24 protein-coding genes are annotated in these 22,105 nt (G+C 69.4%); 5 read left to right on the forward strand and 19 right to left on the reverse strand.

Translation table 11 applies throughout. The annotated features are described in order from the left end of the window. Positions 1 to 18: 18 nt before the first annotated feature. The 7 genes from DIE23_RS03830 to DIE23_RS03860 all read right to left on the reverse strand — a co-directional run bounded on the left by DIE23_RS03830 (position 19) and on the right by DIE23_RS03860 (position 5,544). On the reverse strand, positions 19 to 1,131 hold the full coding sequence (locus DIE23_RS03830) for a nitronate monooxygenase family protein (protein ID WP_124610879.1): 1,113 nt from the start codon (positions 1,129 to 1,131) through the stop codon (positions 19 to 21). Then, positions 1,128 to 2,054, reverse strand: coding sequence for an enoyl-CoA hydratase (locus tag DIE23_RS03835; protein ID WP_124610880.1), 927 nt, complete (start codon positions 2,052 to 2,054; stop codon positions 1,128 to 1,130). Before DIE23_RS03835 ends, DIE23_RS03830 begins: the two co-directional genes overlap by 4 nt. Positions 2,055 to 2,062: 8 nt before the next feature. Further along, positions 2,063 to 2,860: a CoA-transferase subunit beta gene (locus tag DIE23_RS03840; RefSeq protein WP_124610881.1), complete on the reverse strand. Its 798-nt coding sequence runs from the start codon at positions 2,858 to 2,860 to the stop codon at positions 2,063 to 2,065. Positions 2,861 to 2,870: 10 nt separating this feature from the next. Further along, a complete protein-coding gene (locus tag DIE23_RS03845) occupies positions 2,871 to 3,764 on the reverse strand; it encodes a CoA transferase subunit A (RefSeq protein ID WP_124610882.1) in 894 nt (297 codons plus the stop codon). Between the two features lie 9 nt (positions 3,765 to 3,773). Continuing rightward, the gene (locus DIE23_RS03850) at positions 3,774 to 4,670 is read right to left on the reverse strand and encodes a VOC family protein (RefSeq protein ID WP_124610883.1); all 897 of its coding nucleotides are present in this window, start codon (positions 4,668 to 4,670) and stop codon (positions 3,774 to 3,776) included. A gap of 234 nt (positions 4,671 to 4,904) precedes the next feature. Then, the gene (locus DIE23_RS03855; RefSeq protein WP_260435950.1) at positions 4,905 to 5,321 is read right to left on the reverse strand and encodes a type II toxin-antitoxin system VapC family toxin; all 417 of its coding nucleotides are present in this window, start codon (positions 5,319 to 5,321) and stop codon (positions 4,905 to 4,907) included. Then, positions 5,308 to 5,544 (reverse strand): FitA-like ribbon-helix-helix domain-containing protein, encoded by a 237-nt coding sequence (locus tag DIE23_RS03860; protein ID WP_124610885.1) that lies wholly within the window; start codon positions 5,542 to 5,544, stop codon positions 5,308 to 5,310. Before DIE23_RS03860 ends, DIE23_RS03855 begins: the two co-directional genes overlap by 14 nt. A 466-nt stretch (positions 5,545 to 6,010) precedes the next feature. Here DIE23_RS03860 and DIE23_RS03865 point away from each other — a divergent pair, with 466 nt between their 5' ends. After that, positions 6,011 to 6,334 carry a hypothetical protein gene (locus DIE23_RS03865; protein ID WP_124610886.1) on the forward strand — a complete coding sequence of 108 codons (324 nt, stop codon included), beginning with the start codon at positions 6,011 to 6,013 and terminating at the stop codon, positions 6,332 to 6,334. 75 nt (positions 6,335 to 6,409) lie between these two features. On the opposite strand, the gene DIE23_RS03870 is transcribed toward DIE23_RS03865, so the two are convergent. From DIE23_RS03870 to DIE23_RS03905, 8 genes are all read right to left on the reverse strand, one after another. Beyond that, a complete protein-coding gene (locus DIE23_RS03870; RefSeq protein WP_124610887.1) occupies positions 6,410 to 6,589 on the reverse strand; it encodes a hypothetical protein in 180 nt (59 codons plus the stop codon). A gap of 635 nt (positions 6,590 to 7,224) precedes the next feature. Further along, a complete protein-coding gene (locus DIE23_RS03875; RefSeq protein WP_124610888.1) occupies positions 7,225 to 7,998 on the reverse strand; it encodes an SDR family NAD(P)-dependent oxidoreductase in 774 nt (257 codons plus the stop codon). A gap of 34 nt (positions 7,999 to 8,032) precedes the next feature. After that, the gene (locus DIE23_RS03880) at positions 8,033 to 9,613 is read right to left on the reverse strand and encodes a FadD3 family acyl-CoA ligase (protein ID WP_124610889.1); all 1,581 of its coding nucleotides are present in this window, start codon (positions 9,611 to 9,613) and stop codon (positions 8,033 to 8,035) included. Between the two features lie 50 nt (positions 9,614 to 9,663). Continuing rightward, positions 9,664 to 10,707, reverse strand: a complete 1,044-nt coding sequence (locus DIE23_RS03885) for a ferredoxin--NADP reductase (RefSeq protein WP_124610890.1) — start codon at positions 10,705 to 10,707, stop codon at positions 9,664 to 9,666. 15 nt (positions 10,708 to 10,722) lie between these two features. After that, positions 10,723 to 11,241, reverse strand: a complete 519-nt coding sequence (locus tag DIE23_RS03890; protein ID WP_124610891.1) for a flavin reductase family protein — start codon at positions 11,239 to 11,241, stop codon at positions 10,723 to 10,725. Continuing rightward, positions 11,238 to 12,998 carry an FAD-dependent oxidoreductase gene (locus DIE23_RS03895; protein ID WP_124610892.1) on the reverse strand — a complete coding sequence of 587 codons (1,761 nt, stop codon included), beginning with the start codon at positions 12,996 to 12,998 and terminating at the stop codon, positions 11,238 to 11,240. Before DIE23_RS03895 ends, DIE23_RS03890 begins: the two co-directional genes overlap by 4 nt. Before the next feature lie 10 nt (positions 12,999 to 13,008). After that, positions 13,009 to 14,202, reverse strand: a complete 1,194-nt coding sequence (locus DIE23_RS03900; protein WP_124610893.1) for an acyl-CoA dehydrogenase family protein — start codon at positions 14,200 to 14,202, stop codon at positions 13,009 to 13,011. 168 nt (positions 14,203 to 14,370) lie between these two features. After that, positions 14,371 to 15,510 carry an LLM class flavin-dependent oxidoreductase gene (locus DIE23_RS03905; RefSeq protein WP_124610894.1) on the reverse strand — a complete coding sequence of 380 codons (1,140 nt, stop codon included), beginning with the start codon at positions 15,508 to 15,510 and terminating at the stop codon, positions 14,371 to 14,373. Between the two features lie 259 nt (positions 15,511 to 15,769). Here DIE23_RS03905 and DIE23_RS03910 point away from each other — a divergent pair, with 259 nt between their 5' ends. After that, positions 15,770 to 16,120 (forward strand): VOC family protein, encoded by a 351-nt coding sequence (locus DIE23_RS03910; protein ID WP_011355015.1) that lies wholly within the window; start codon positions 15,770 to 15,772, stop codon positions 16,118 to 16,120. A 140-nt stretch (positions 16,121 to 16,260) separates the two neighbouring features. Here the strand turns inward: DIE23_RS03910 and DIE23_RS03915 are convergent, their stop codons facing one another. Next, positions 16,261 to 17,130 (reverse strand): LysR family transcriptional regulator, encoded by an 870-nt coding sequence (locus DIE23_RS03915; protein ID WP_124610895.1) that lies wholly within the window; start codon positions 17,128 to 17,130, stop codon positions 16,261 to 16,263. A gap of 182 nt (positions 17,131 to 17,312) precedes the next feature. Here DIE23_RS03915 and DIE23_RS03920 point away from each other — a divergent pair, with 182 nt between their 5' ends. Then, positions 17,313 to 18,701 carry a DHA2 family efflux MFS transporter permease subunit gene (locus DIE23_RS03920; protein ID WP_124610896.1) on the forward strand — a complete coding sequence of 463 codons (1,389 nt, stop codon included), beginning with the start codon at positions 17,313 to 17,315 and terminating at the stop codon, positions 18,699 to 18,701. Between the two features lie 25 nt (positions 18,702 to 18,726). On the opposite strand, the gene DIE23_RS03925 is transcribed toward DIE23_RS03920, so the two are convergent. Then, the gene (locus DIE23_RS03925; RefSeq protein WP_124610897.1) at positions 18,727 to 19,107 is read right to left on the reverse strand and encodes a DUF4377 domain-containing protein; all 381 of its coding nucleotides are present in this window, start codon (positions 19,105 to 19,107) and stop codon (positions 18,727 to 18,729) included. Positions 19,108 to 19,186: 79 nt separating this feature from the next. Here DIE23_RS03925 and DIE23_RS39985 point away from each other — a divergent pair, with 79 nt between their 5' ends. Further along, entirely contained in the window at positions 19,187 to 19,321 is a 135-nt protein-coding gene (locus DIE23_RS39985; protein ID WP_260435971.1) for a hypothetical protein, read from the forward strand. 118 nt (positions 19,322 to 19,439) lie between these two features. Continuing rightward, positions 19,440 to 20,633, forward strand: a complete 1,194-nt coding sequence (locus DIE23_RS03930; RefSeq protein ID WP_185646378.1) for a tyrosine-type recombinase/integrase — start codon at positions 19,440 to 19,442, stop codon at positions 20,631 to 20,633. A gap of 21 nt (positions 20,634 to 20,654) precedes the next feature. On the opposite strand, the gene DIE23_RS03935 is transcribed toward DIE23_RS03930, so the two are convergent. Together DIE23_RS03935 and DIE23_RS03940 are read right to left on the reverse strand one after the other, a co-directional pair. Further along, positions 20,655 to 20,873 (reverse strand): YXWGXW repeat-containing protein, encoded by a 219-nt coding sequence (locus DIE23_RS03935; RefSeq protein WP_124610899.1) that lies wholly within the window; start codon positions 20,871 to 20,873, stop codon positions 20,655 to 20,657. Between the two features lie 66 nt (positions 20,874 to 20,939). Next, positions 20,940 to 22,103, reverse strand: a complete 1,164-nt coding sequence (locus DIE23_RS03940; protein WP_124610900.1) for a DUF1501 domain-containing protein — start codon at positions 22,101 to 22,103, stop codon at positions 20,940 to 20,942. Positions 22,104 to 22,105 lie beyond the last annotated feature (2 nt).

A 22,105-nucleotide genomic window follows, 5' to 3' on the forward strand; every position in this document is an offset into this window, starting at 1 on the left:
GCCTCCCTGTGATGTCTTTCACGCAGCCCGTGCCGCTGCTGCTCCGCGCAACGCGGCCAGCGCATCGAGCCGCTCGCCGGCTTCCGCGACGATCCGCGCGATCAGCGCGTCGCACGGTTCGATCGCGCCGATCATCGCGGCCGCCTGGCCGCTCGGCAGCACGCCTTCGTCCGGCCGCCCCTCGACGATCGCGCGCTGGATCAGGAACGGCGCGTTCGCCGCCATCAGCGTCTGGCTCGCCGTGTAGTCGTGCGAGCGCAGCGCCTTGATCGCGAGGCCCAGCATGTCGGTCGTGCGCAGCCCGTTCTGGCGGCGCCACGCTTCGGCCGTCTTCAGCGCGAACAGCGTGCGGCGCAGCGGGCCGAAGCGTTCGAGCTTCAGCAGATACGGGTTGTCGATCATGCGTTGCGGCAACCCGTCGAGCGCATCCGACACGCGGATCCGTGCCGGGTCGCCGACCGCGACGTACCGGTCGAGGGTCGCGCGCGGCACCGGCGATTCGGCGCTCATCAGGAAGCGCGTGCCCATCGCGATGCCGGCCGCGCCGTACGCGAGCGCGGCAGCCAGCCCGCGCCCGTCGAAGAAACCGCCGGCCGCGACGACTGGCACTCGCACCGCGTCGAGCACTTTCGGCAGCAACAGCGTGGTCGGCACCGAGCCCGTATGGCCGCCGCCTTCCGCGCCCTGCACCGTCACGATGTCCGCGCCGAGTTCGACCGCCTTCGCCGCGTGCTTCGGCGCGCCGACGGTCGGCATGCAGACGACGCCGGCGTCCTTGAAGCGGCGGATCGTCTTCGCGTCCGGCCCGCGGCCGTAGCTCACCGCGCGCAGCCGGTGCTTGATCGCGAGATCGACCACCTGTGCGGCGTTCTTCTGGAACATGTGGAAGTTGATGCCGAACGGCTTGTCCGTCAGCGACTTCACTTTCAGGATCTCGGCCTCGACCTGCTCGGGTTCGAGCGTCGCGCCGGCCAGGAAGCCGAAGCCGCCCGCGTTGGCCGTCGCCGCGACGAGCCGCGCGTCGGCCACCCAGCCCATCGCGGTCTGCACGATCGGGTAGCGGCAGCCGAGCAGGTCGCACAACGGGGTATGCAGCGGGCTATGCAGCGAGCCATGAAGCGTCGTGCTCATGCGGCGGCTCCGTTGACGGCGACCGGTGCGGTGTCGGCCTGCCCTTCGCCGTCCGCCGCCTCCGGCTTGCGCTGCGAGCTGGCCATCTTGCGTGCGTCGTAGCCGCCGAGGCGGTCGCCGCTGACGAGCTCGTTGTGCGCATGCGCGAAGTGATGCCACGCGAATGCGGCGTCCATCGCCGCGCGCTTGCCCTGCAGTTCCTCGACGTGGTTCAGCGCCTGCTTGGTCAGCGTGAGGCCGAGGCGCGGCATCGTCGCGATCTTCGCGGCGATCGCGTACGTTGCGTCACGCAGCCGCTCGCGCGGCACCACGCGGTTGACCATGCCCATCTGGTACGCACGCTCGGCCGGCATCCGCTCGCCGAGGAACAGGAATTCCTTCGCGATGCGCGGATTCAGTTCGTACGCGTGCGCGAAGTACTCGACACCCGGAATCCCCATCCGCACGACCGGATCCGCGAAGAACGCGTCCTCCGACGCGACGATCAGGTCGCACACCCACGCGAGCATCAGCCCGCCCGCGATGCACGCGCCGTGCACCATCGCGATGGTCGGTTTCGGCAGGTCGCGCCAGCGCCGGCACATCCCGAGGTACACCTCCTGTTCGCGCGCATAGAGGAATTCGCCGCCTTCCTTGTCGACGTGGTCGTACCACAGCGACGCGCGGTCGAACGACTCGTGGATGTCGCGGCCCGGCGTGCCGATGTCGTGGCCCGCCGAGAAATGCTTGCCGGCGCCCGCCAGCACGATCGCCTTCACCGCGTCGTCGTGCGCCGCGCGCCGGAACGCGGCGTCGAGCGCATACGTCATCTTCGAGTTCTGCGCGTTGTGATACTCGGGACGGTTCATCGTGATCGTCGCGATGCCGTCCTCGACCGCGTAGTCGACGACACCGTCGCCGAACGTCATCTGGGTCGCTTCCATGTGGGACCTCATGCGCGGCGCGGCGCCGGATCGTTGCGCACGATCGTCGCGCGCAGGTTGTGAGGGTCGAGCGCTCGCACGATGCGCAGGTCTTCCGCGCTCGGCGCCGCCGTCGTGCCGAGTTCCGGATGCGCGGTCAGCGGGAAGCCGGTCGCGTCCTGCACCTCGTCGAAGCTCACGCCCGGATGCAGCGAGCGCACGCGGATCGCGTGGTCGGGCCCGCCGAAATCCATCACGCACAGGTCGGTCACGATGCTGCGCAGGTCGACGAAGGTCTTCATCCCGGGCAGCCGGCGCGCCGGGTTGTAGCCGACCGTGCAGACCATGTCGACTTCGCCCGCGACGAACGTGCGCGTGCCGTGGCCGCTCACGAAGAACGAGTTCGCGTGGTTCGTCGAGTTGCCGGGGAAGCCGCGCGCGCCGAGCAGCTGCGTCTTCGGACGCGCATGGTCGTCGCCGAGCCACGAGATGTTCGCCTGGCCGAAGCGGTCGATCTGCGTCGGCATCACCAGCGCATGGCGGCGGCCGTGCCACAGGCAGTCGAACACGCGTTCGTAGGTCATCCAGCCGCTCGCCTTCACGCGATAGCCGTCGGGACGGGGCCCGAGCGGGATCGGCTCCTCGACGAGATACGCTTCGCCGTCGGTCAGCATCAGCCCGTTGTTGTATGCAAGCCGCGCAAGGCCGGCCGCCAGCCGCGGGCCCGTGCCGATGCCGGTCGCCAGCACTTCGCCGTCGTCGCGCCAGAGTCGCGCGGACGCGACGATCATCAGTTCCGCGAGGGAATGGTCGAGAGATTCGCTCACAGGCGCTCCTTTACAGAATCGGCAACGGCAGCGTCGACACATGCGACAGGCCGCCGACGCCTTCGAGGTACTGGCGTTCGTCCTGGCCGACCACGTCGCGCAGGTACGCCGCCGTCTTCGCATCGTCTTCCGCGCTCGCGCAGTACGCGCGCAGGTGCGGCAGGTCCCAGCCGTAGGCCGGCCCGCACGACGTCGGGTGCGCGCCGCCCGGCGCGTGCACGACGCCGGTGACGAGCGAGCGCTCGAACGGGTTGCGGCGCGCGGCGTCGAGGTCGTCGCTCGCGAGCGACGCGTCGACCGTTTCCGCCGACACGTAGCAGCGCTTCGCGGCGCGCGCCATCCATGCGTCGAAGAACGGATCGGGACCGTCGATGCGCGTGTTGCCCATCCGGTCGGCCGCGTTCACGTGCAGCAGCGCGACGTCGAGCTCGATCGCCGGCATCGCGAGCAGCGTCTCGCCGTCGTCGTACGGCGACCGCACCGTGCGCAGTTCAGGCGCGTGATCGAGCAGCGCGGTGCCGAGCCCGGCACGCGTCGGCAGGAACGGCAGGCGCGCGGCGGCCGCGCGCAGGCCGAGCTGCAGCATCCCTTCGTCGAGTTCGAGCACGTCGACGCGGCCCTGTTCGCGGGCCCGGCGGAAATGCGGCTCGAGCGGAATCACGTCCAGCGACACGAAGCCGAACACCACCTTGCGCACCTTGGCCGCCGCACACAGCAGGCCGACATCGGCGCCGCCGTAGGCAACGACCGTCAGGTCCTTCAGGTTCGAGCGCGCGATCTCGCGCACCAGCGCCATCGGCTTGCGCCGTGGGCCCCATCCGCCGATGCCGATCGTCATGCCGTCGGCGAGTTGCGCGACCACGTCGCGCGCGGACATCGTCTTGTCGAGAGGTTTCATCGTCATCGTGCTGGCTTACCGGTATCCGATGCTGAAATCGTGGCCCCACTGGCTCACCTGGGTGGCCTCGAACACCGCGTGCTTCGACCAGTCGACCATGAGGCCGCCGAAGCCGTATTCGAGATCGAAGCCGCCGGGGGTCTTCATGTAGAACGAGATCATCTGGTCGTTGCAGTGCCGGCCGAGCGTCGCCGACATCTTCACGTCGTGCGCGGCGACGCGGTCGAGCGCGCGGCCGACTTCGTCCATCGAGTCGACTTCGGCCATCACGTGCACGCAGCCCGACGGCACGGCCATCTCGAACAGCGCGAGGCTGTGATGGCGCGCGTTGCGGCAGTGCATGAAGTGAATGCGCTTCTCGGGTTCGGCGGGATCCGGCGTGAACTTCACGCGGTAGATGTCGGACAGCTCGAAGCCGAGCACGCCGCGCACGAACGCGTCGGTCGCGTCGAACTGCGGCGCGGGCAGCACCGCGTGGCCGAGCCCCATGTCGCCGGTGACGAAGCGCGCCACGCCCAGCGGCGACACGAAGCGGCGGAAGTCGCAGCGCGCGCCCCAGTACAGCTCGTGGCGGTTGCCGGACGGGTCGGTGCACCACGCCATCGCCTGCACGCGGCGCAGTGCGGCTTCGTCGCGCGTGGCGTGCACGGCTTCGACGCCGGCCTGCCGCAGTGCCGAGAGCGCGGCGTCGAACGCGGCGCCGTCGGGCAGTTCCCAGCCCGACGCGAAATAGCGGTCGGTCGTGCCGGGGACGATCACGTAGCGGAAATCGCGCTCGTCCATCTTCAGGTACAGCGCGCCGTCGGGCGCGTCGAGCGCCTGCATGCCCAGCACGTCTTCCGCGTAGCGGCGCCACGCGTCGACGCGGGTCGCCTCGACGACGACATAGCCGAGCGCACGGACATCGATCATGTCGGCCTCCTCCAGGTTCAGAATCCGTTGTTCATGAAAGGATTCTGGCCGGTCGGGGATGGCGTCACATCGTCTGTTGGGACGAGAGCCGGGCGGGAAATCGGCGGGAAATCGGCGGGGAATGCGCGGGGGATCGGGCGCGGAGCAGACGCGCGAGGAACCCCGGTGGAACGGGCTAGGCGCGACGGAGAAGGCGGGAAGCGATGGCAGGTTGCCGCGGTGCGGCGAGCCGAATCAATCGAACGGGTTCAGCAGCCGGACACCGGTGCGAGCGAAATCGTCGACATTGCGCGTGACGACCGTGAGATCGTTGATCAGCGCGGTGGCCGCGATCAGTTTGTCGAGTGCGTGCACCGGATCGGGCACGCGCAAATGGCCCCACATCTGGCTGGTCTCGATATCGATCGGCAGGATGTTCGACGCATAGCCGGACAGGATGGTCGCCATCCATGCGTCGAGCGCCGATGCCTGGGGATGATCGCCGCGATGACGAATGAGGTCGACGCCGCGCCGCAGTTCGGCCACCGTCACGACCGACAGGTAAAGCGGGCTCGCGTCGGCCTCGGCCTGCCTGAAGAACGCGCGCACGCCGCGGTTGGTTCGCTTGCCCTTCCTGACCTCGCTGATGACGTTCGTATCAATCAAAAACACGCCTGACCTCGCCGGCATCCTGAACACGTTGGAAATCCGCGTCTTCGCCGACATCCGGCATGCTCATCAGCACCTGCGCGAATGTTCGTCGCTTCGGCCGGCCGAGCGCATCGGCCAGAATGGCCCGATGTTCGGCCTCGGCACTCCTGCCGTTGGCAGCGGCCTGCTCGCGCAGGCTCTGAACGATACTGTCATCCACGTTACGCACCAGAAGATTTGCCATGGGTCCCTCCATCCGGGTTGCTATCAATGATAGCGCCACGACGGTGAATTGCAAGCATTGCTATCACCGTCGCGATCGGACGGAAGACGGTGGTCGGCGTTGGCCGGCGGCAGCGGTCGACAGGAAGCCACCCGGGTTCCGCCGCTGGTCCGACGCGTCGAACTGCTGTTGTGCACGGTAAGCCGGATCGAAGCGATGAAAAAGGACGGCCGAATGGCCATTCACCGCCGGCAGACCGGGTCCGCACCGACGCGCGGACCGCCACGAAAACGCCTGCCGCATGCATGTGGCTCAGCCGGAATAACCGGTCCGGCGGATTATCTTTCTTGCAGTCGCGCCGACAGGAATTAAGAAGAATTGGCCGGAATACCTGTTTCCGCGCCGACAACGCGAACCAGATCGGCCTGCTCAATGCGCTCGGCGGCGGTGTGCTGCGCATCTGCGGGAACAGCGTCGACCGCATCACGTGGGCTCCCATCAGGCCGTCGCGCAGAAGGCCGGCGTGCCGTTCCGGATGGACGAGGCCAATTCATATTTCTACAGCACGAAGCCGGCGGGCGTCAGCGACGTGTTCGCGAGCGCGCTGTGGGCGATCGACTTCATCTTCACGCATGCGCAGTACGGCGCGAGCGGCCTGAATTTCCACAACAACGGGTCGCTGGAGAGCGATACCGCGATCGCCGATTCGCAAGGCGACGTCACGGCCGTGCAGCCGGTCTATTACGCGCTGCGGCTCTTTTCGCAAATCTTCGCGGGTGGCGCCACCGGTCAACTCCCGAAACGACGCTGAGCGCGCGCGCCGCGGCCGTGAGCGCATATCTGAGATAAGCATCCTCGTTTCAGATGCTGCACGAATCCCCCACGTTCAGGTGGTGGACGATGTCAACGCATTGAAATCCGCGTGCGCGCCCAGCACCGAATTGAAGCTCACGGCCGCACCGATGCCGACGCCCTGCGTGCCGCCCTGCAGATAGATTTCCTGCGCATGCGCGCCGGCCGCGAACACCATCGTCAGCGCTGCCCATTGGTTCACTGTCATTTTCACGGGCGTCTCCCCGACATGTGCCGGGTACGCCGACCCGCCGCGCGCAGCACATGCCGCCACGCGCGGCGGGTTCCCCGGCACGACATCTTGCTTGCTGTTTGACGGATCGAACGGACGGTGCCCGTTCGTGTCGCCGATACGACGCAGTGCGCCCGGCACGACGGGCCGCCATCATGCGGCTCGATCCGATCCCCGATATTTCGATGTCGTCGCGTGCCGCTCTCGCGATTCGTCGTTGCCATCAGTCGCGGTTGTGTCGAGCGGCCCCGGCCTAATTGCAAGGCGTGTGCCATGCGGCGCGGACCGGCGCGGGACAAGCATCGCGTCCAGACGTCCGGGGTGATGCGGGAGGGAATCGACGGAAATGTTTCAGGAACGCATCTGTTTTCCGCGCTTCAGCGCCGTGCATGTGGCCAGGGGAGGCGGTCCGTGATCGGCCGCGACGCGCGCCGAACAAGCATGCACGGCCGTCGGCGCATGCGAGTCGCGACGACAGGCACGCACTTGCGGCACCACGGATGGAGCAAAACGTTTCAATGACGTGACCGTGCGCGGGTCGCGTGCGATCAGGATGCGCGATCGTCCGATGCAGGTCAGGGAGAATACCGATGTCGGTGCGTGCGCAACCAGATTCGCTACAACCCGTACCCGCCGGACACGTTCAACTGCTGCCCCGTGATGTAATTCGCGCGGTCCGACGCGAGGAACACCGCCGCGCGCCCGATATCGTGCGCCTTCCCCCAGCGCTTGAGCGCGAGCATCTTCTGCGTCTCGTCGATCCACGCCTGGTCGAACTGTCCCTGCTCGAGCAGCACCGGAAACATCCCGGCCTCGATCACGCCGACCAGGATCGAATTCGCACGGATCTCATGACGGCCCTCCTCGCGCGCGAGCCCCTTCACCAGCGCCTCGTTCGCCGCTTTCGGCGCGACCGACAAGCCATCGCGATCCGGCCAGCGCAGATGTCCGGCCGAACCAAGCGTCACGAACGACCCGCCGCCCGATGCGCGGAAATGCGGCAACGCGGCCTTCGCCGCATTGAAGAAGCCGACCGTCTCGACCTCGATCGCGCGACGCCAGTCGTCGTGCGTCATGTCACCGATATGGCGCTGGTTCACGAACGGGCCGGCCGCCCACACGATCGTGTGCACACGGCCATGTGCGCCGATCGCGGCCGCGAGCGCCGCATCGATCTGCGCGGGATCGGTCACGTCCACGCCGTGCGTGGTGGCCGCGACACCTGCGTCGCGCAAATCGCGCGCGACGCGCTCGGCCACGTCGGCCTTGCTGCGATAACCGAGCGCGACCGGCACGCCGGCGCGCGCGAATTCGAGCGCGACGCCCTGCCCGATCCCGCCGCCGCCGCCGAACACGAGCACCGCGCCCTGCGGAAATCCGTTGTCGTTCATGCGTTCATCCCGTTGTAGTCCCGCGCGCCGGCGTTCAGGCCGCCGTTTCGGTGCCCGCTCGCAGCCGGTACTTCAGCACCTTGCCGGCCGCGCTCGTCGGCAATTGCTCGACGAACGTGAAATGCCGCGGCACCTTGTAGTTCGCCATGTTGTCGCGCGCCCAGTCGTTCAATGCGCCGGCGTCGGTGTGCGTGCCGGGACGCAACACGACGTACGCATGGCCGACCTCGCCGAGCCGCGTATCGGGCACGCCGACCAGCGCGACCTGCGCGATGGCCGGATGCGCGGCCAGCAGCCGCTCGATCTCGGCCGGATAGCAGTTGAAGCCGCCGACGATGAACATGTCCTTGATCCGGTCGGTGATCTTCAGGTTGCCGTTCGCGTCGACGCAGCCGAGGTCGCCCGTGTGCAGCCAACCGTCCGCATCGACGGTTTCGCGCGTCGCGTCCGGCTGGTTGAAGTAGCCACGCATCACGTTGTAGCCGCGCACCCAGATCTCGCCGGTCTCGTCCGGCCCGAGCGCCGCGCCGTCCGGCCCCGCGATGCGCAGCTCGACGTCCGGCATCGGCCGGCCCGACGTACAGGCGACCGTCTCGGCATCATCGCCGTGCCGGCACAGCGTCGCGAACCCGCACGATTCGGTCAGCCCATAGCCGGTCAGCACGGTCTCGAAGCCGAGTTCCGCGCGCATCCGCTCGATCAGGCTCGGCGCGATCGCGGCCGCGCCCGTCACCGCGATCCGCAGCGACGACAGGTCGCGCGTCGCACGATCGGGCGCGTCGAGCAGCGCGTAGTACAGCGTCGGCGGGCCGGGCAGCACCGACACGCGCTCGTCGGCGACACGCCGCAAGACATCGGCCGGCTGGAACACGAGATGCGGCAGCACGGTCGCGCCGCTCGACAGTGCCGCGAGCCAGCCCGCCTTGTAGCCGAACGTATGGAAGAACGGGTTGACGATCAGGTAGCGGTCGTCCTGGCGCACGCCGGCGATCGTCGCCCACGCCTGCGCGGCCCGCAGGTTCTGTCCGTGCGCGGTCATCACGCCCTTCGGGCGGCCCGTCGTGCCGGACGTGAACATCAGGTCCATCACGGTATCGGGCGTCACTTGCGCCTCCCGCTCGCGCACGGCGGCGAGCGGCACCGCCGCGCCGCGCGCGAGGAACGCGTTCCAGGTCTCGTCGCGCGCGCCGGACGGCGGTTCGCCATCGAACACGACGACACGTTCGAGCGTCGCGGGCCGGTGCGGCGCGAGCATCGCCGGATAGGATTCGCCGAGGAAGGTGCCGCAGCAGAACAGCAGCCGCGCGCCGCCGTCGTGCAGGATGCCGCCCACTTCCATGCCCTTCATCCGCGTGTTGACCGGCACGAGGATCGCGCCGACGGTGTGGATCGCCAGCGCCGCCACGATCCATTGCGGCAGGTTCGGCGCCCAGACGGCGATCCGGTCGCCGACGTCGATGCCGCTCGCGAGCAGCGCGCGCGCCGCTTCGATGCGGGCCGCGTCGAGTTCCGCATAGGTCAGCCGGCCATGCTCCGACTCGATCGCCGGATGCGCGCCGTGGCGCGCGGCAGCCCGCGCGATCAGCGCGGGCGTGGTGAGGATTTCGTTGTCCATCGTCGTATGCATCGCAACAGGGTTGCCGCGCGCGCCGCAGGCGCCGCGGCTCAATCGGGGAACACCACGCGCAGCGCGTCGCTCGCGGGCCGCGCGCAGCAGGCGAGCGTCCAGCCGGCCGCGATCTCGTCGTCGTCGAGCACGTGGTTGCCGTCGAGCGCCACTTCGCCGCGTTCGATTCGGCACATGCACGCGCCGCACTGCCCCATGCGGCAGGAATTCGGCGCGGGCAGGCCGGCGCGCAGCATCGCGTCCAGCAGCGTTTCGCCGGGCGCGCTGTCGAACGCGAACGCCTCGCCGTCGAGCACCGTCTCGATCGCCGCGCCGTCTCCGGACGCGGCGGTCGTCGCGGCGGATGCCTCCGGATCGGCCCGCGCCGGCGCATCGGGCAGCGACGCGAAGCGCTCGACATGCACGCGCGCACGCGGCAGCCCGAGGCCGAGCATCGCGGCAAGCGCGTTCTCCATGAACATCGCCGGCCCGCAGATGAACGTCTCCTGCCGGCTGAACGGCCGCGCGAGTTCCTCGAGATGCCGCTGCTGCGGCACGCCCTGCACGCTGTCGAGCCAGTGGATCACGCGCAGGCGGCCCGGATGGCGGTGCGCGAGCTGCTGCAACTCTTCGCGGAAAATCACCGAGCGCTCGTCGCGGTTCGCATAGATCAGCGTCAGCATCCCGCGGCCGTGCACGAGCGCCGATTTCAGGATCGACAGCACCGGCGTGATGCCGCTGCCGCCCGCGAACAGCAGCAGGTCGCCGTCGAGCGTGCGCGGCGTGAAGACGCCGGCCGGCGGCAGCACGTCGAGCGCATCGCCCGCGCGAATGCGGTCGCACAGCCAGTTCGACGCGCGGCCGTCGCGCACGCGCTTGACGGTGATCTTCGGCGCCGCGTCGATGCCCGGCGCGCTCGACAGCGAGTAGCAGCGCGCGACGGTCGCGTCCGCGCACGGCACGTTCAGCGTCAGGAACTGCCCGGGCCGGTACGCGAACGCATCGCGCAGCGCGGCGGGCACGTCGAACACGAACGAGCAGGCGTCGTCGCTTTCGGCGATGACGTCGGCCACGGTCAGCCGGTGGAAGCGCGAATCGCTCATCGCAGATTCCTCACGTCATGCAGCCGCGCGAGCCGCCGGCGCGCCGGGTGTCGTATAGGCGCCGTCGAGATAGACGAGCGGATCGACGTCGCCGCTCATCAGCACTTCGCGGATGCGCCCGATGAACACCGTATGCGTGCCGTATTCGAAGCGGCCGTCCTGCTCGCACACGAGGCTCGCCTGCGAATCGTGCAGATACGGGACACCCAGCGGCGACGTGCGCCACTCGCCGGTCGTGAAGCGCGCCTCGCCCTTCAGGCGGCCGCTGCAGTCGATCGCGATGCCTTCATGGCGTGCCGACAACACGTTCACGCAGAACGGCGCACCCGCATCGAGCGGCGGATACAGCGACGCATTGCGGTTGATGCAGATCAGCAGCGACGGCGGATCGGTCGACAGCGAGTCGACCGCCGTCGCGGACATCGAGTAGCGCCGGCCGTCGCGCGCGCTGCTGATGACCGTGACGGAGCGCGCGAGGCGGCGCATCGCGAGCAGCATGTCGGTGCGCAGCGGATGGGTTGTGAGATCGCTCATGATTGGACTCCGTCAAGTTCAGTCGTGGACGGCCGGTCCGACCGGCCGCCTGCGTCAGCCGCTTGCGCGGCCAGGTGGTCGGCGGCGATGAACCCGAAGGTCATCGCCGGCCCGAGCGTCGAGCCCGCGCCGGGGTAGCTCGCGCCCATCACCGATGCACTGGTGTTGCCGATTGCGTAGAGGCCGTCGACCGGTACGCCGTCGGCGCGCAGCACGCGTGCGTGCGCGTCGGTGACGAGCCCGCCCTTCGTGCCGATGTCGCCCGCGTCGATCCGCATCGCGTAGAACGGCGCCTCGTCGACCGGCCCGAGGCACGGATTCGGCTGATTCTTCGGATCGCCGTAGTACGTGTCGAACAGGTTGTCGCCCTTGCCGAACGCTTCGTCGATACCGGTTGCCGCGTAACGCGCCATGTCGCGCAACGTGTCGTGCAGTCCGGCCGCATCGACGCCGATCCGCGCGGCGAGCGCATCGATCGTGTCGGCCTTCACGAGCACGTCGCGAAACGCGTCCGGAATCCGCGCATCCGGCATCATCGACGCCGGCATGATCGGCCCGCACGGATACTTGCGGCGAAAGCTCGCGTCGAACACCATCCAGGCCGGCACGCAGGCGCCGGTGCGCGCATGGTCGCGATACATCGCCGGCACGAATTCCGAATATGGCGCGGCTTCGTTGACGAAGCGCTTGCCGAGACCGTTGACGATCACGCAGCCCGGCAGGTTGCGTTCGACGAACAGCGCACGCTGCTTCTCCTCGCCCGTGACGCCGACCGTCGGCGCGCCCCAGACGTGTTCCATCAGCGCGAGCGCGCCGCCGAGCCGGTGGCCTTCGGCGATCGCGTCGCCGGTGTTGGCCGGCGGCGTCGCGCTCCATTGCATCTGCGTCGGCTGCGGCAGGTAGCGTTCGCGCATCGGCTGGTTGCGCTCGAAGCCGCCCGCGCCGAGGATCACGCCGCGCCGCGCGACGATCGTCACCGGCTGCCCGAAGCGCTGCGCACGCACGCCCGTCACGCGGCCGTCGACGTCGAGCAGGTCGCGCATCGGGGTGTCGAGCCATACGGGCACGTTGCGGTCGAGCAGCGCGCGGCGCAGCCCGCCGATCAATGCGTTGCCGAGCGTGAGACGCCGGTCGCGCCGCGTGCGGCGGCGCACGCCGAGATCGAGCCAGTAGCGGCCGAACTGCGCGATCGCGAGCGTCATGAAGCCCGGCCCGCGCGCGAACAGCGTGTGCGCCTCCTTCGACGTCACGGCCACGCGGCCGCCGATCAGCGTGCCGGGCGACGGCGGACGCAGCCGGTCGAGCTCGTCGCCGAGCAACCCGCCGTCGAACGGCAGCGGATCGAGCGCGCGATAGCCCGGCATCGCGCCCGGCAGCTTCTGGAAATAGTCCGCGTACTTCGGCAGCGCCTGGTAGCGCACCGGCGTCTTCGCTTCGAGGTAACGCAGCATCTCGGGCGCCTGGTCGAGATACGCGTCGAGCTTGTCGGACGGCGACGCGCCCGCCGTGCACGCGTCGAGATACCGGCGCGCGGCCTCGCGCGTATCGGTCGCGCCGAGCGCCGCGATATGGTGATTGCACGGTATCCAGATGCCACCGCCGGAGACCGCCGACGTGCCGCCGTACAGCGCCGTCTTCTCGATCACGACGACGGACAGCCCGCGGTCGGCCGCGCGGCACGCCGCGAGCAGCGCGCCCGCGCCCGAGCCGACGACCACGACGTCGAACACGTATTGCTGCGCTTGCGTGTCGTTCATTGCAGCCCCGTCAGATGAAGTAGTCCGTGTTCTCGCGGCCGAGCATCACGGCGCCGAGGTTCTGGCCGAAGCGGTCCACGTTGTTCGCGTAGTGCGCGCGGGCCGCGTGCAGGTCGAGGAAGCGGCGCACCAGCGGATTGCGGTGGTAGATCCCGTTGCCGCCCGCATGGCGCAGCAGCGCGTTCGCGGCCTGCGCGCAGCGCTCGGCGACCTGCGCGGACTGGTAGCGGAAATGCACGCGGCGCTCGATCGACACGGCCGGGCCGCCCGTCACCGACGCCATCAGTTCCGCGAAGTTGCGCTTGAGCAGCACCTTCATTTCGTCGATCGCGACGGCCGCGTTCGCGCACGCGCTCTGCGCGCCCGGATCGTCGGTCGTCTTCGCGCCGCTGTTGGCCGACACGCGCGTGGCCGCATAGCCGGTGAAATCGTCGAGCGCGCCCTGCAGCGCGCCGATGCACGACGTGCACACCGCGCGCACGAAGATCTGCGCGAACGGCAGCTTGAACAGCGGCGCGTCGTTGACAGCCAGGCCCGGGCTCGTGCCCATCATTCCGTCGATCGCCTTGTGCGTGCGGTACGCGGGCACGAACACGTCGTCGACGACGATGTCGTGGCTGCCGGTCGCGCGCAGGCCGAGCACGTCCCAGTCCTGCTGGATCCGGTAGTCGGACTTCGGCAGCAGGAACGTGCGGTATTCCGGCGGCTGGCCGGCAACGGCTGGCGGCACCAGCGCGCCGAGGAACACCCATTCGCACAGTTCGCTGCCGCTCGAGAACTTCCAGTGGCCGGACAGGCGGAAGCCGCCTTCGACCGGCGTCACGCGGCCGACCGGCATGTAGGTCGATGCGATCAGCGTCGCGGGATCCTTGCCCCACACGTCCTGCTGCGCGCGTTCGTCGAACAGCGCGAGCTGCCAGTTGTGCACGCCGACGACGCCGTACACCCATGCCGTCGACATGCAGCCGCGCGCGAGCGCCATCTGGATGTCGAAGAAGACCTGCGGATCGAGCTCGTAGCCGCCATAGCGCGTCGGCTGCAGCACCTTGAAGAAGCCGGCGACCTGCATGTCGGCGATCGTCTCGGCCGGGATGCGGCCCTGCGCTTCCGCCTGCGCGGCGCGGCCGGCGAGCGTCGGCGCGAGCGCCTCGGCCCGGGCGATCAGGGTGGCGGCCAGTGCGTTCGAATCGTTGTCGCGATGCACGAATGTCTCCTGTGAAACGGAGCGCGCTGCCGCGCCACCCCGATCTCTCTTAACGTTGTCCGTCGCGGCCGGCGCCGCGAGCGAGGGTTCCTGCTGCCGATGGTCGGGCTCGCGCGGCCGTGCCGCATCGTCCGAAGGGACGACGGGCGCGGCGCGGCCCTGTCCGCCTCACGCGCAGGCGCGCTCCTGCTCCTTGTTGAAGAACGGGATCACGTGCTCGCCGATGTTGCGGATCGTCTCCATCTGCGCGTCGTGCGGCACCGTGCCCATCTGGCACAGGAACAGCACTTCGTCGACACCCGCTTCCTGCAGGCGGCCCACGTAGCCGATGCAGTCGTCCACCGTGCCGTACGCGTGGTTCGGGTTCATCATCGCGAGCGCCGGATCGGCAAAGTTCACGACGACTTCCTCCGACGCGAAGCGCGAACGGATCACCATCTCGCCGGTATCGGCCTGCACGAGGTCGTCGCCCCACTTCGCCGGGTCCGGACGCTCGCCGCCCGTGTACCAGTACGCGAGCGATTCCATGAAGTAGCGCTGGCCGCGGATGCCGATCTTGCGGGCCTTCTGGCCGTCGGCCATCACGACCGTCGGGCACAGTGCCGCGAGGTGCTGGGTCGGGCGGAAGCCGACCTGGTCTTCCGGCTTGCGGTTCGCCCACGCTTCGCGATAGACCGCGTTCTTCTTCGCGACTTCATCGGGGCCGCCGAAGCCGAGCACCAGCGCACCCATCCCGCGCTGGCCCGCGCGCAGCAGCGCGTCGGTGTTCGTGCAGGCGAGGTACATCGGCGGATGCGGATCCTGGAACGGCTTCGGGTGGATCGGGCGCTTCGGAATCTTGATGTACTTGCCGTCGTGCTCGATCTCGTCCTGCACGAACATCTTCGGCACCAGGTACATCGACTCGTCGATCATCGGCTGCAGTTCGTTGAGGTCGTAGCCGAACGCGCCCGCCTCCTGCTGGCTGCCGCCCTTGCCGACGCCGAAATGCACGCGGCCGCCCGACAGGATGTCGAGCAGCGCGACGCGCTCGGCGACCTTGATCGGATGGTTCATCGCCGGCGGCAGGCACACGACGCCGTGACCGAGGCCGATGCGCGTCGTGCGGCCGGCCAGGTACGCAAGGAAGGTTTCCGGCGCGCTCATGTGCGCATAGTTGGTCAGCGACGTGTGCTCCACGCACCAGATCGTGTCGAAGCCGACCTGCTCGGCCAGCAGCGCTTGCTCGACCGTCTCCTTGAACACCCGGTGGTCGCCCTCGCGCGATGCGTCGGTGGTCTGGGCTTCGTAGATGAGGGAAAACTTCATTGCGTGCGTCTCCATGTATGTTGGACGAGTCGGGGTCGTGCAGCCGCCCGCACGATACGGACGAATAGCGACGGTCCACGGATGGGAGTGTCGGCGCGCGGGCCCGCACGGACATCGTCTGTTTGGAGTAACGGCACGCCTGCGGGGACAGAGGGGTTTCACCGTCATCCGATCGGACTGCGTCGCGGCCGGCACCGCGCGCTAGCATCGAACGACGGTGCATCGCGCGCCGGTCACATCACGACAAGGGAGAGAGGGAATGAAGGTTTCGATGCTGCTGTACCCGGTCGACGACATCGACACAGCCCTGCCGCTGTTTGTCGACGGACTGGGCCTGAACGTAAAGTTCCGCGACGGCGACCGCTATTGCGCGCTCGATGGCGGCCCGCTGACGATCGCGCTGGTCGCCGGCGACGAGCAGATCGTCGAGCGCGCGGCGCTCACGCTGCGCGTGGACGAGGACGACGACCTTTACGCGGCGATGGCGCGAGTCGTGAAGGCCGGCGCGTCGGTGCGCGTGCCGGTGCAGGCCGGGCCGCACGAATACCGCGCGGTGCTCGAGGACAAGAACGGCGCGCTGCTGGTGATTTCGCAGAAACGCGCGGCATGACGCAGTCACAGGCGGTGGGCGGTGGGCGGTGGGCGGTGCGCGGTGCGCGGCGGGCGGTGGGCGGTGGGCAGTGCGCGGCCCGGCCGGCGGGCATCCGGCCGGATCCCGCGTGAACAGTTGAGGTCTGGTGGCGATGTGCGCTACACGCTTTGATCGGCCGCGCCGGGGGCGCGCAGGTCACTGGTTTCCAGCAGCTCGAGCAGCGTGCCGGCCGGCTGGCTGAGCCGCTTCGCGGCGAGCGCGATGAATTCGACGTCGGGCAGCGCGGGCAGCCCGTCGCCATTCACCGGCGGCGCCAGGCCGCGCGCCGACAGGTACTGCGACGTCGCGGTGAGCCCGAGCCCGGCCCGCGCGGCCGCGATGCAGCCCGGCTGGCTGCTGCTCGAACACACGACTTCCCAGCCGATCCCCTTTTCCGCGAGCGCGTTCAAGACGACCGCGCGCGTGACGCTCGGCTCCGCGACCAGCACGAGCGGCAGCGGCCGCTCCAGATCGACCACGGTGCCCGGCCGCGCGACCCACTCGAGCCGCGCCCGCAACAGCGGCGTGCCGCGCCGCTCGCCGAGCCGCCGCTTGCCGACCATCAGGTCGAGCGCGCCCGCATCCATCAACTCGTAGAGCCGGCTCGTCATGCCGGTCGTGATCTCCAGCGCGACGTCGGGGTGCGCGGCGCGGAACGCCGCGAGCACGTCCGGCAGCGCGACCAGCGCGAGATCGTCCGACGCGCCGAGCCGCACGCGGCCCTGCAGCCGCGGCTTGCGGAACTGCGATTCCGCGCGGCTCAGCGCCTGCAGGATCACGTTCGCGTGCACGAGCAGCGCCTCGCCGTCGGCCGTCATCGCGATCGAGTGGGTGTCGCGCACGAACAGCCGCCGGCCGACGCTCTCTTCGAGACGACGGATGTGTTCGCTGACGCTCGACTGGTTGAGCCCGAGTTGCCGCCCCGCTTCGGTGAAGCTGCGGCAGTTCGTGACGGTCGCGAACGTCTTGAGCCAGATTGGATTGAGCATCCCGCATTGTCATCGCCAATTCCGATGACAGTCAATGTCTTCAGGTGGCTTCCCGATGACCACCGGAATCGGTACCATCGAACGCTTGTAGACCGGCCGTGCGCCGGCGCGAGCCTGCCGCCGCCACGCCGCGTCGCCCGTCACGTCGTCGCCGCGCCGGTCGCCGCACTTCCCATTTCGTCATGTCCCGCGAACCCTCACACTCCGCGCTGCTGTGGATCGTCGCCGCCGCGTTCTTCATGCAGTCGCTCGACACGACGATCGTCAACACCGCACTGCCGTCGATCGCGCAAAGCCTGCATGCGTCGCCGCTCGCGATGCAGCCGGTCGTGGTCGTCTACACGCTGACGATGGCGATGCTCACGCCGGCGTCCGGCTGGCTCGCGGACCGGTTCGGCACGCGCCGCGTGTTCTCGCTCGCCATCCTGGTGTTCTCGCTCGCGTCGATCGGCTGCGCGGCGTCGCACACGCTCGGCCAGCTCGTCGTCGCGCGCGCCGTGCAGGGCATCGGCGGCTCGATGCTGCTGCCGATCGGGCGGCTCGCGGTGCTGCGCCGCGTGCCGGGCGAACGGTACGTCGCGGCGATCGCGTTCGTGTCGATCGCCGGGCAGCTCGGCCCGATCGTCGGGCCGACGCTCGGCGGCTGGCTCACGCAGGCGATTTCCTGGCACTGGGTGTTCATCGTCAACGTGCCGGTCGGCGTGGTCGGCTTCCTCGCGGTGCAGCGCTTCCTGCCGCACGACCAGGCGACGCAGCCGCCGCCGTTCGACTTCGTCGGCTGCGCGCTGCTGTCGGTCGCGATGATCGCGCTGTCGCTCGCGATCGATCCGCCGATGCCCGCGCACCGCACCGGCTGGGCGATCGGGCTCGCCGTGCTCGGCGTGGCGAGCGCGCTCGCGTACCTGCCTCATGCACGGCGCCGCGCGCAGCCGCTGTTCCGGCTCGGGCTGTTCCGCGAGCCGAACTTCGGCTCCGGCCTGCTCGGCAACCTGCTGTGCCGGATCGGCACGAGCGCGGTGCCGTTCATGCTGCCGCTGCTGATGCAGGTGCAGCTCGGCTATACGCCGCTGCAGTCGGGGATGATGATGTTGCCGGCCGCGATCGCCGGCGTGCTCGCGAAGCGCTGGATCGCACCGCTCGCGAAACGCTTCGGCTACGCGACGTTCCTGGTCGTGAACACGGGGATCGTCGGTTGCGCGATCGCGGGGTTCGCGCTGGTCTCGGCCCGACCCGCGCCGGCGCTGGAGATGGCGTTGCTGATCGTGTTCGGCGCCGCGAACTCGATGCAGTTCGCCGCGATGAACGCCGTGACGCTGAAGGGGTTGTCGCACGCCGACGCCGGCAGCGGCAACAGCCTGTTCACGATGATGCAGATGCTGGCGATGGGGCTCGGCGTGTCGATCGGCGGCGGGCTCGTGAACCTGTTCGCCGCGCATTGGGGCTCGATGGCGAACGGCTTCATGCTGTCGTTCGTCTGCATGGGCGCGGTCACGCTGCTGTCGTCCGTCGTGTTCCGGCGGATCGATACCGCCGCGCCGCCGCGGCCGGTCGCGCCGCGGCCGTCCGCATGAACGGTGCCGCGGGCAGGCGCGGCCGTCAGTTCACCTGACGGCGCTCGACGATCCGCTTGAGCACCCAGCGGATCGACGAACCGTCGGCCGGCGGCTGCGCGACGCGATATTCGTCGACTTCCAGCACGTATTGATAGCCGGGCTGGTACGCAAAGCCCTCGATGCCCGCGTACCACAGGCTCCACGGCTCGGCCGGGCTGCCGCGCACCTGCAGGCAGTCCATCGGCGCGACGCCCGTGCAGCGCGCCATCTGCGGCGCGACATGAACGGTCTGGGTCACGGGACGGCCGTCGGCCGGGCGAGCCGCGCGCGCATCCGTCGCGGCCGCGTCGGTCTGGCATCCGGCGAGCAGCGTGCTGCCGGCAATCACGGCCGCGCCGAGCAGCGTTCGGGTCTTGCGGATCATTTGATGTTCCTCTGGAAACGTTGGCGGGGCGATTTGACGAACGGCGCGCACGAAAGTTCGCAAATCGCTTACAGCACGCGTGCCGCCCCCCTCATTCGAGATCGGCAAGCACACCGCGCGCTCGCATCTACGTACGATCTTCTCGAAGACGGGCGTCACGCGGTACGCGACGCTCGTGCGGATGTTGCCGAACGACGTGTTGTCGCTGCGGTGATGCGCTCGACGGCGGCTTCACCGCGTGGTGATCGTGTATTACCATCGGCGCTTCCTCGACCGCTTCGTCGCGCCGCGTGCGCCCACCCGTCCACGGGCGAGCCGCGCCCCCTGTTCGCATGACCTCACCCGTTCCGTCCGACGCCGCGCTGCGGCCGCAGCCGATCGATGCGCTGACCGTGCCGGCCGCGCTCGACGGACGCGCGGGCACCAACCGCTCGACCGGCGCGCATCCGCAGATCGCCGCGACCCACGATCTCGACGCCGTGCGCGCATGGCTCGCGCGCTTCGTCGATACGCCCACCACGTTCCAGAACTACCGCAAGGAAGCCGAACGCCTGCTTCTTTGGGCCGTGATCGCGTGCGGCAAGCCGCTGTCGTCGCTCACGCACGAGGATCTCGTCGTCTACCGGCAGTTCCTGCTCGCGCCCGCGCCGGCCGACGTGTGGTGCGCGAACGGCGGGCGCAAGCATCCGCGCGGCGATCCGCGCTGGCGGCCGTTCTACGGGCCGCTGTCGGCGGCCAGCCAGCGGCAGGCGATGGTGATCCTGAACGTGATGTTCTCGTGGCTCGTGCAGGCCGGCTATCTGGCCGGCAATCCGCTCGCGCTGTCGCGGCAGCGGCAACGACGGCCCGCACCGCGCGTCACGCGCCATCTCGGGACGCCGCTGTGGCAGGCGGTCAAGGACGCGATCGCCGCGATGCCACGCGACGACGCGCGCGCATCCTTCCATGCGGATCGCGCGCGCTGGGTCTTCACGCTGCTGTATCTCGGCGGGCTGCGCATCACTGAAGCAGCCGATACGACGATGGGGCAATTCTTCGCGCGGCGCGATGCGAACGGGCGCGATCGCTGGTGGCTCGACGTGACCGGCAAAGGCGGCCGGCAACGGCTCGTGCCCGCCACCAGCGAAATGATGGCCGAGCTGGCGCGCTACCGGCGCGCGCACGGCCTGCCCGCGCTACCCGCCGACGGCGAGGACACGCCGCTCGTGCTGCCGGCCGGTCACACGCGCAAGCCGCTCACGCGCGCGGCGCTGCACCGGATCGTGAAGCAGGTGTTCCGGTTCGCGGCCGACCGGTTGCGTGCGCAAGGGAATGCAGGCGAAGAACAGGCGCGCGTTCTCGAACAGGCATCCGCGCACTGGCTGCGCCACAGTGCGGGCTCGCACATGGCCGACGGCCGTGTCGACCTGCGGCTCGTGCGCGACAACCTCGGCCACGTATCGTTGACGACGACGAGCCAGTATCTGCACGCGGACGACGACTGGCGGCACAGCGAAACCGAGGAGAAGCACCGGATCGATTGGTGAACGGCGCGCCGTTCGCCCGCTTCAATACACGGCCACCCAATGCCCCGGCACCCACGCCCAGTGGTTGCCGGCCCAGCGGTAATGGCCCTTCGCCCAGCGATAGCCGGGTGCGGGCGGCGGCGGCATCACTTCGGCGACCGGCGCGGGCTGCGGCGGCCGCGCCGGTTCCACCACGCATGCGGACATCAGCGCGGCGCTCATCGTCACCCATACGGCAAGCGATACGGATCGGATCTTCATCGTCGATTTCTCCCTGTTGTGTCATGTGTAATCGGTTGGCGGATGCGAACATGCGCATGCCGCGCGTCACGCGGTCCCGCGAACGAGGCCCGTCATCGGCCGCGTCGTGCCGCTTTCCGCGAACAGCGTGGATGCGGTACGGCCGGGATCGAGCCGCAGGCTTTCGGCGGCCGCGCCCGCGATCAACGCGTCGAGCGACGCGGTCGGCTTCAGGTCGCGCCCTTCGTACAGGTCACCCGGCCGCAAGCCGGGCCAGTCGGCGATCACGCGTCCGCCCTCGACCGCCCCACCCGCCAGCATCGCGACCGACGCCTGCCCATGATCGGTGCCGCCCGTACCGTTCGCGGCGGCGGTGCGGCCGAACTCGGTCGCGACGAGCACCGTGGTCTGCCGCCACGCGGGCCCGAGACCGTCGCGCAATGCGGCGAGCATCGTGTCGAGCGCCTTCAACTGATTCGCGAGCCGCGCGTTCTGCGCGCTGTGCGTGTCCCAGCCGCCCGTCTCGATCATCGCGATCCGCGGGCCGTCGTCGCGCGCGAGAAACGTCGCCGCGAGCTTGCCGACGCCCGCCGGATCCTGGCGCGCATGCGCGTCGCCGGCGAGGCCGCGCGCGGCCATCGCCGATTGCCACAGCGGCCCGAGCTGCGCGTCGGCCTCGTACAGCGCCGACACGCGCGCGAGCAGGTCGTCCGGCGCGGCCGGCAAACCCGATGCCGCGTATGACGCGGCCTGCACGCTGCCGCGCAACGCGAGCGGCACCGTCGGTGCGAACGCGATCGCGTTGTCCCGCGTCGCCGGCAGCATCGCGGCGAGCCGGTTCAGCCAGCCGTCCTTCACTTGGTACGGCGCGCGCCCGCCGGTCTCGAGCACGTTCTGGCCGTCGAAATGCGAGCGGTCGCGATACGGCGACGCGATCGCGTGGACGAACAACGCCTGCTTGTCGCGAACCATTTGCGCGGTCTGCACGAGCGACGGATGCAGCGCGAACGTGCCGTCGATGCGCGTCGCGGCCGACGCGTCAATCGCCAGCGGGCCGCGCAGCGACGCATACGCGGGTTCCGCATACGGGACGACGATGTTCAGACCGTCGGCCGCGCCGCGCTGGATCACGAACACGAACCGCCGGTCGGTTTCGACGTTCGCGAACGCGATGCACGGCGCGACGAGGATCGCGCCCGCACCGGCGGCGGCGATGCTCAGGAAATGTCGACGGGTAATGGATCGAGCCATGT

Source organism: Burkholderia sp. Bp9143 (genome assembly GCF_003853645.1).
Taxonomy (GTDB): domain Bacteria; phylum Pseudomonadota; class Gammaproteobacteria; order Burkholderiales; family Burkholderiaceae; genus Burkholderia.

Coding starts and splice junctions, on each gene's coding strand:
- DIE23_RS03940 (WP_124610900.1), bottom strand. CDS start 22,103: ATGGCTCGATCCATTACCCGTCGACATTTCCTGAGCATCGCCGCCGCC.
- DIE23_RS03905 (WP_124610894.1), bottom strand. CDS start 15,510: ATGAAGTTTTCCCTCATCTACGAAGCCCAGACCACCGACGCATCGCGC.
- DIE23_RS03930 (WP_185646378.1), top strand. CDS start 19,440: ATGACCTCACCCGTTCCGTCCGACGCCGCGCTGCGGCCGCAGCCGATC.
- DIE23_RS03860 (WP_124610885.1), bottom strand. CDS start 5,544: ATGGCAAATCTTCTGGTGCGTAACGTGGATGACAGTATCGTTCAGAGC.
- DIE23_RS03910 (WP_011355015.1), top strand. CDS start 15,770: ATGAAGGTTTCGATGCTGCTGTACCCGGTCGACGACATCGACACAGCC.
- DIE23_RS03890 (WP_124610891.1), bottom strand. CDS start 11,241: ATGAGCGATCTCACAACCCATCCGCTGCGCACCGACATGCTGCTCGCG.
- DIE23_RS03915 (WP_124610895.1), bottom strand. CDS start 17,130: ATGCTCAATCCAATCTGGCTCAAGACGTTCGCGACCGTCACGAACTGC.
- DIE23_RS03885 (WP_124610890.1), bottom strand. CDS start 10,707: ATGAGCGATTCGCGCTTCCACCGGCTGACCGTGGCCGACGTCATCGCC.
- DIE23_RS03875 (WP_124610888.1), bottom strand. CDS start 7,998: ATGAACGACAACGGATTTCCGCAGGGCGCGGTGCTCGTGTTCGGCGGC.
- DIE23_RS03935 (WP_124610899.1), bottom strand. CDS start 20,873: ATGAAGATCCGATCCGTATCGCTTGCCGTATGGGTGACGATGAGCGCC.
- DIE23_RS03830 (WP_124610879.1), bottom strand. CDS start 1,131: ATGAGCACGACGCTTCATGGCTCGCTGCATAGCCCGCTGCATACCCCG.
- DIE23_RS03850 (WP_124610883.1), bottom strand. CDS start 4,670: ATGATCGATGTCCGTGCGCTCGGCTATGTCGTCGTCGAGGCGACCCGC.
- DIE23_RS03920 (WP_124610896.1), top strand. CDS start 17,313: ATGTCCCGCGAACCCTCACACTCCGCGCTGCTGTGGATCGTCGCCGCC.
- DIE23_RS03835 (WP_124610880.1), bottom strand. CDS start 2,054: ATGGAAGCGACCCAGATGACGTTCGGCGACGGTGTCGTCGACTACGCG.
- DIE23_RS03845 (WP_124610882.1), bottom strand. CDS start 3,764: ATGACGATGAAACCTCTCGACAAGACGATGTCCGCGCGCGACGTGGTC.
- DIE23_RS03925 (WP_124610897.1), bottom strand. CDS start 19,107: ATGATCCGCAAGACCCGAACGCTGCTCGGCGCGGCCGTGATTGCCGGC.
- DIE23_RS03880 (WP_124610889.1), bottom strand. CDS start 9,613: ATGGACAACGAAATCCTCACCACGCCCGCGCTGATCGCGCGGGCTGCC.
- DIE23_RS03895 (WP_124610892.1), bottom strand. CDS start 12,998: ATGAACGACACGCAAGCGCAGCAATACGTGTTCGACGTCGTGGTCGTC.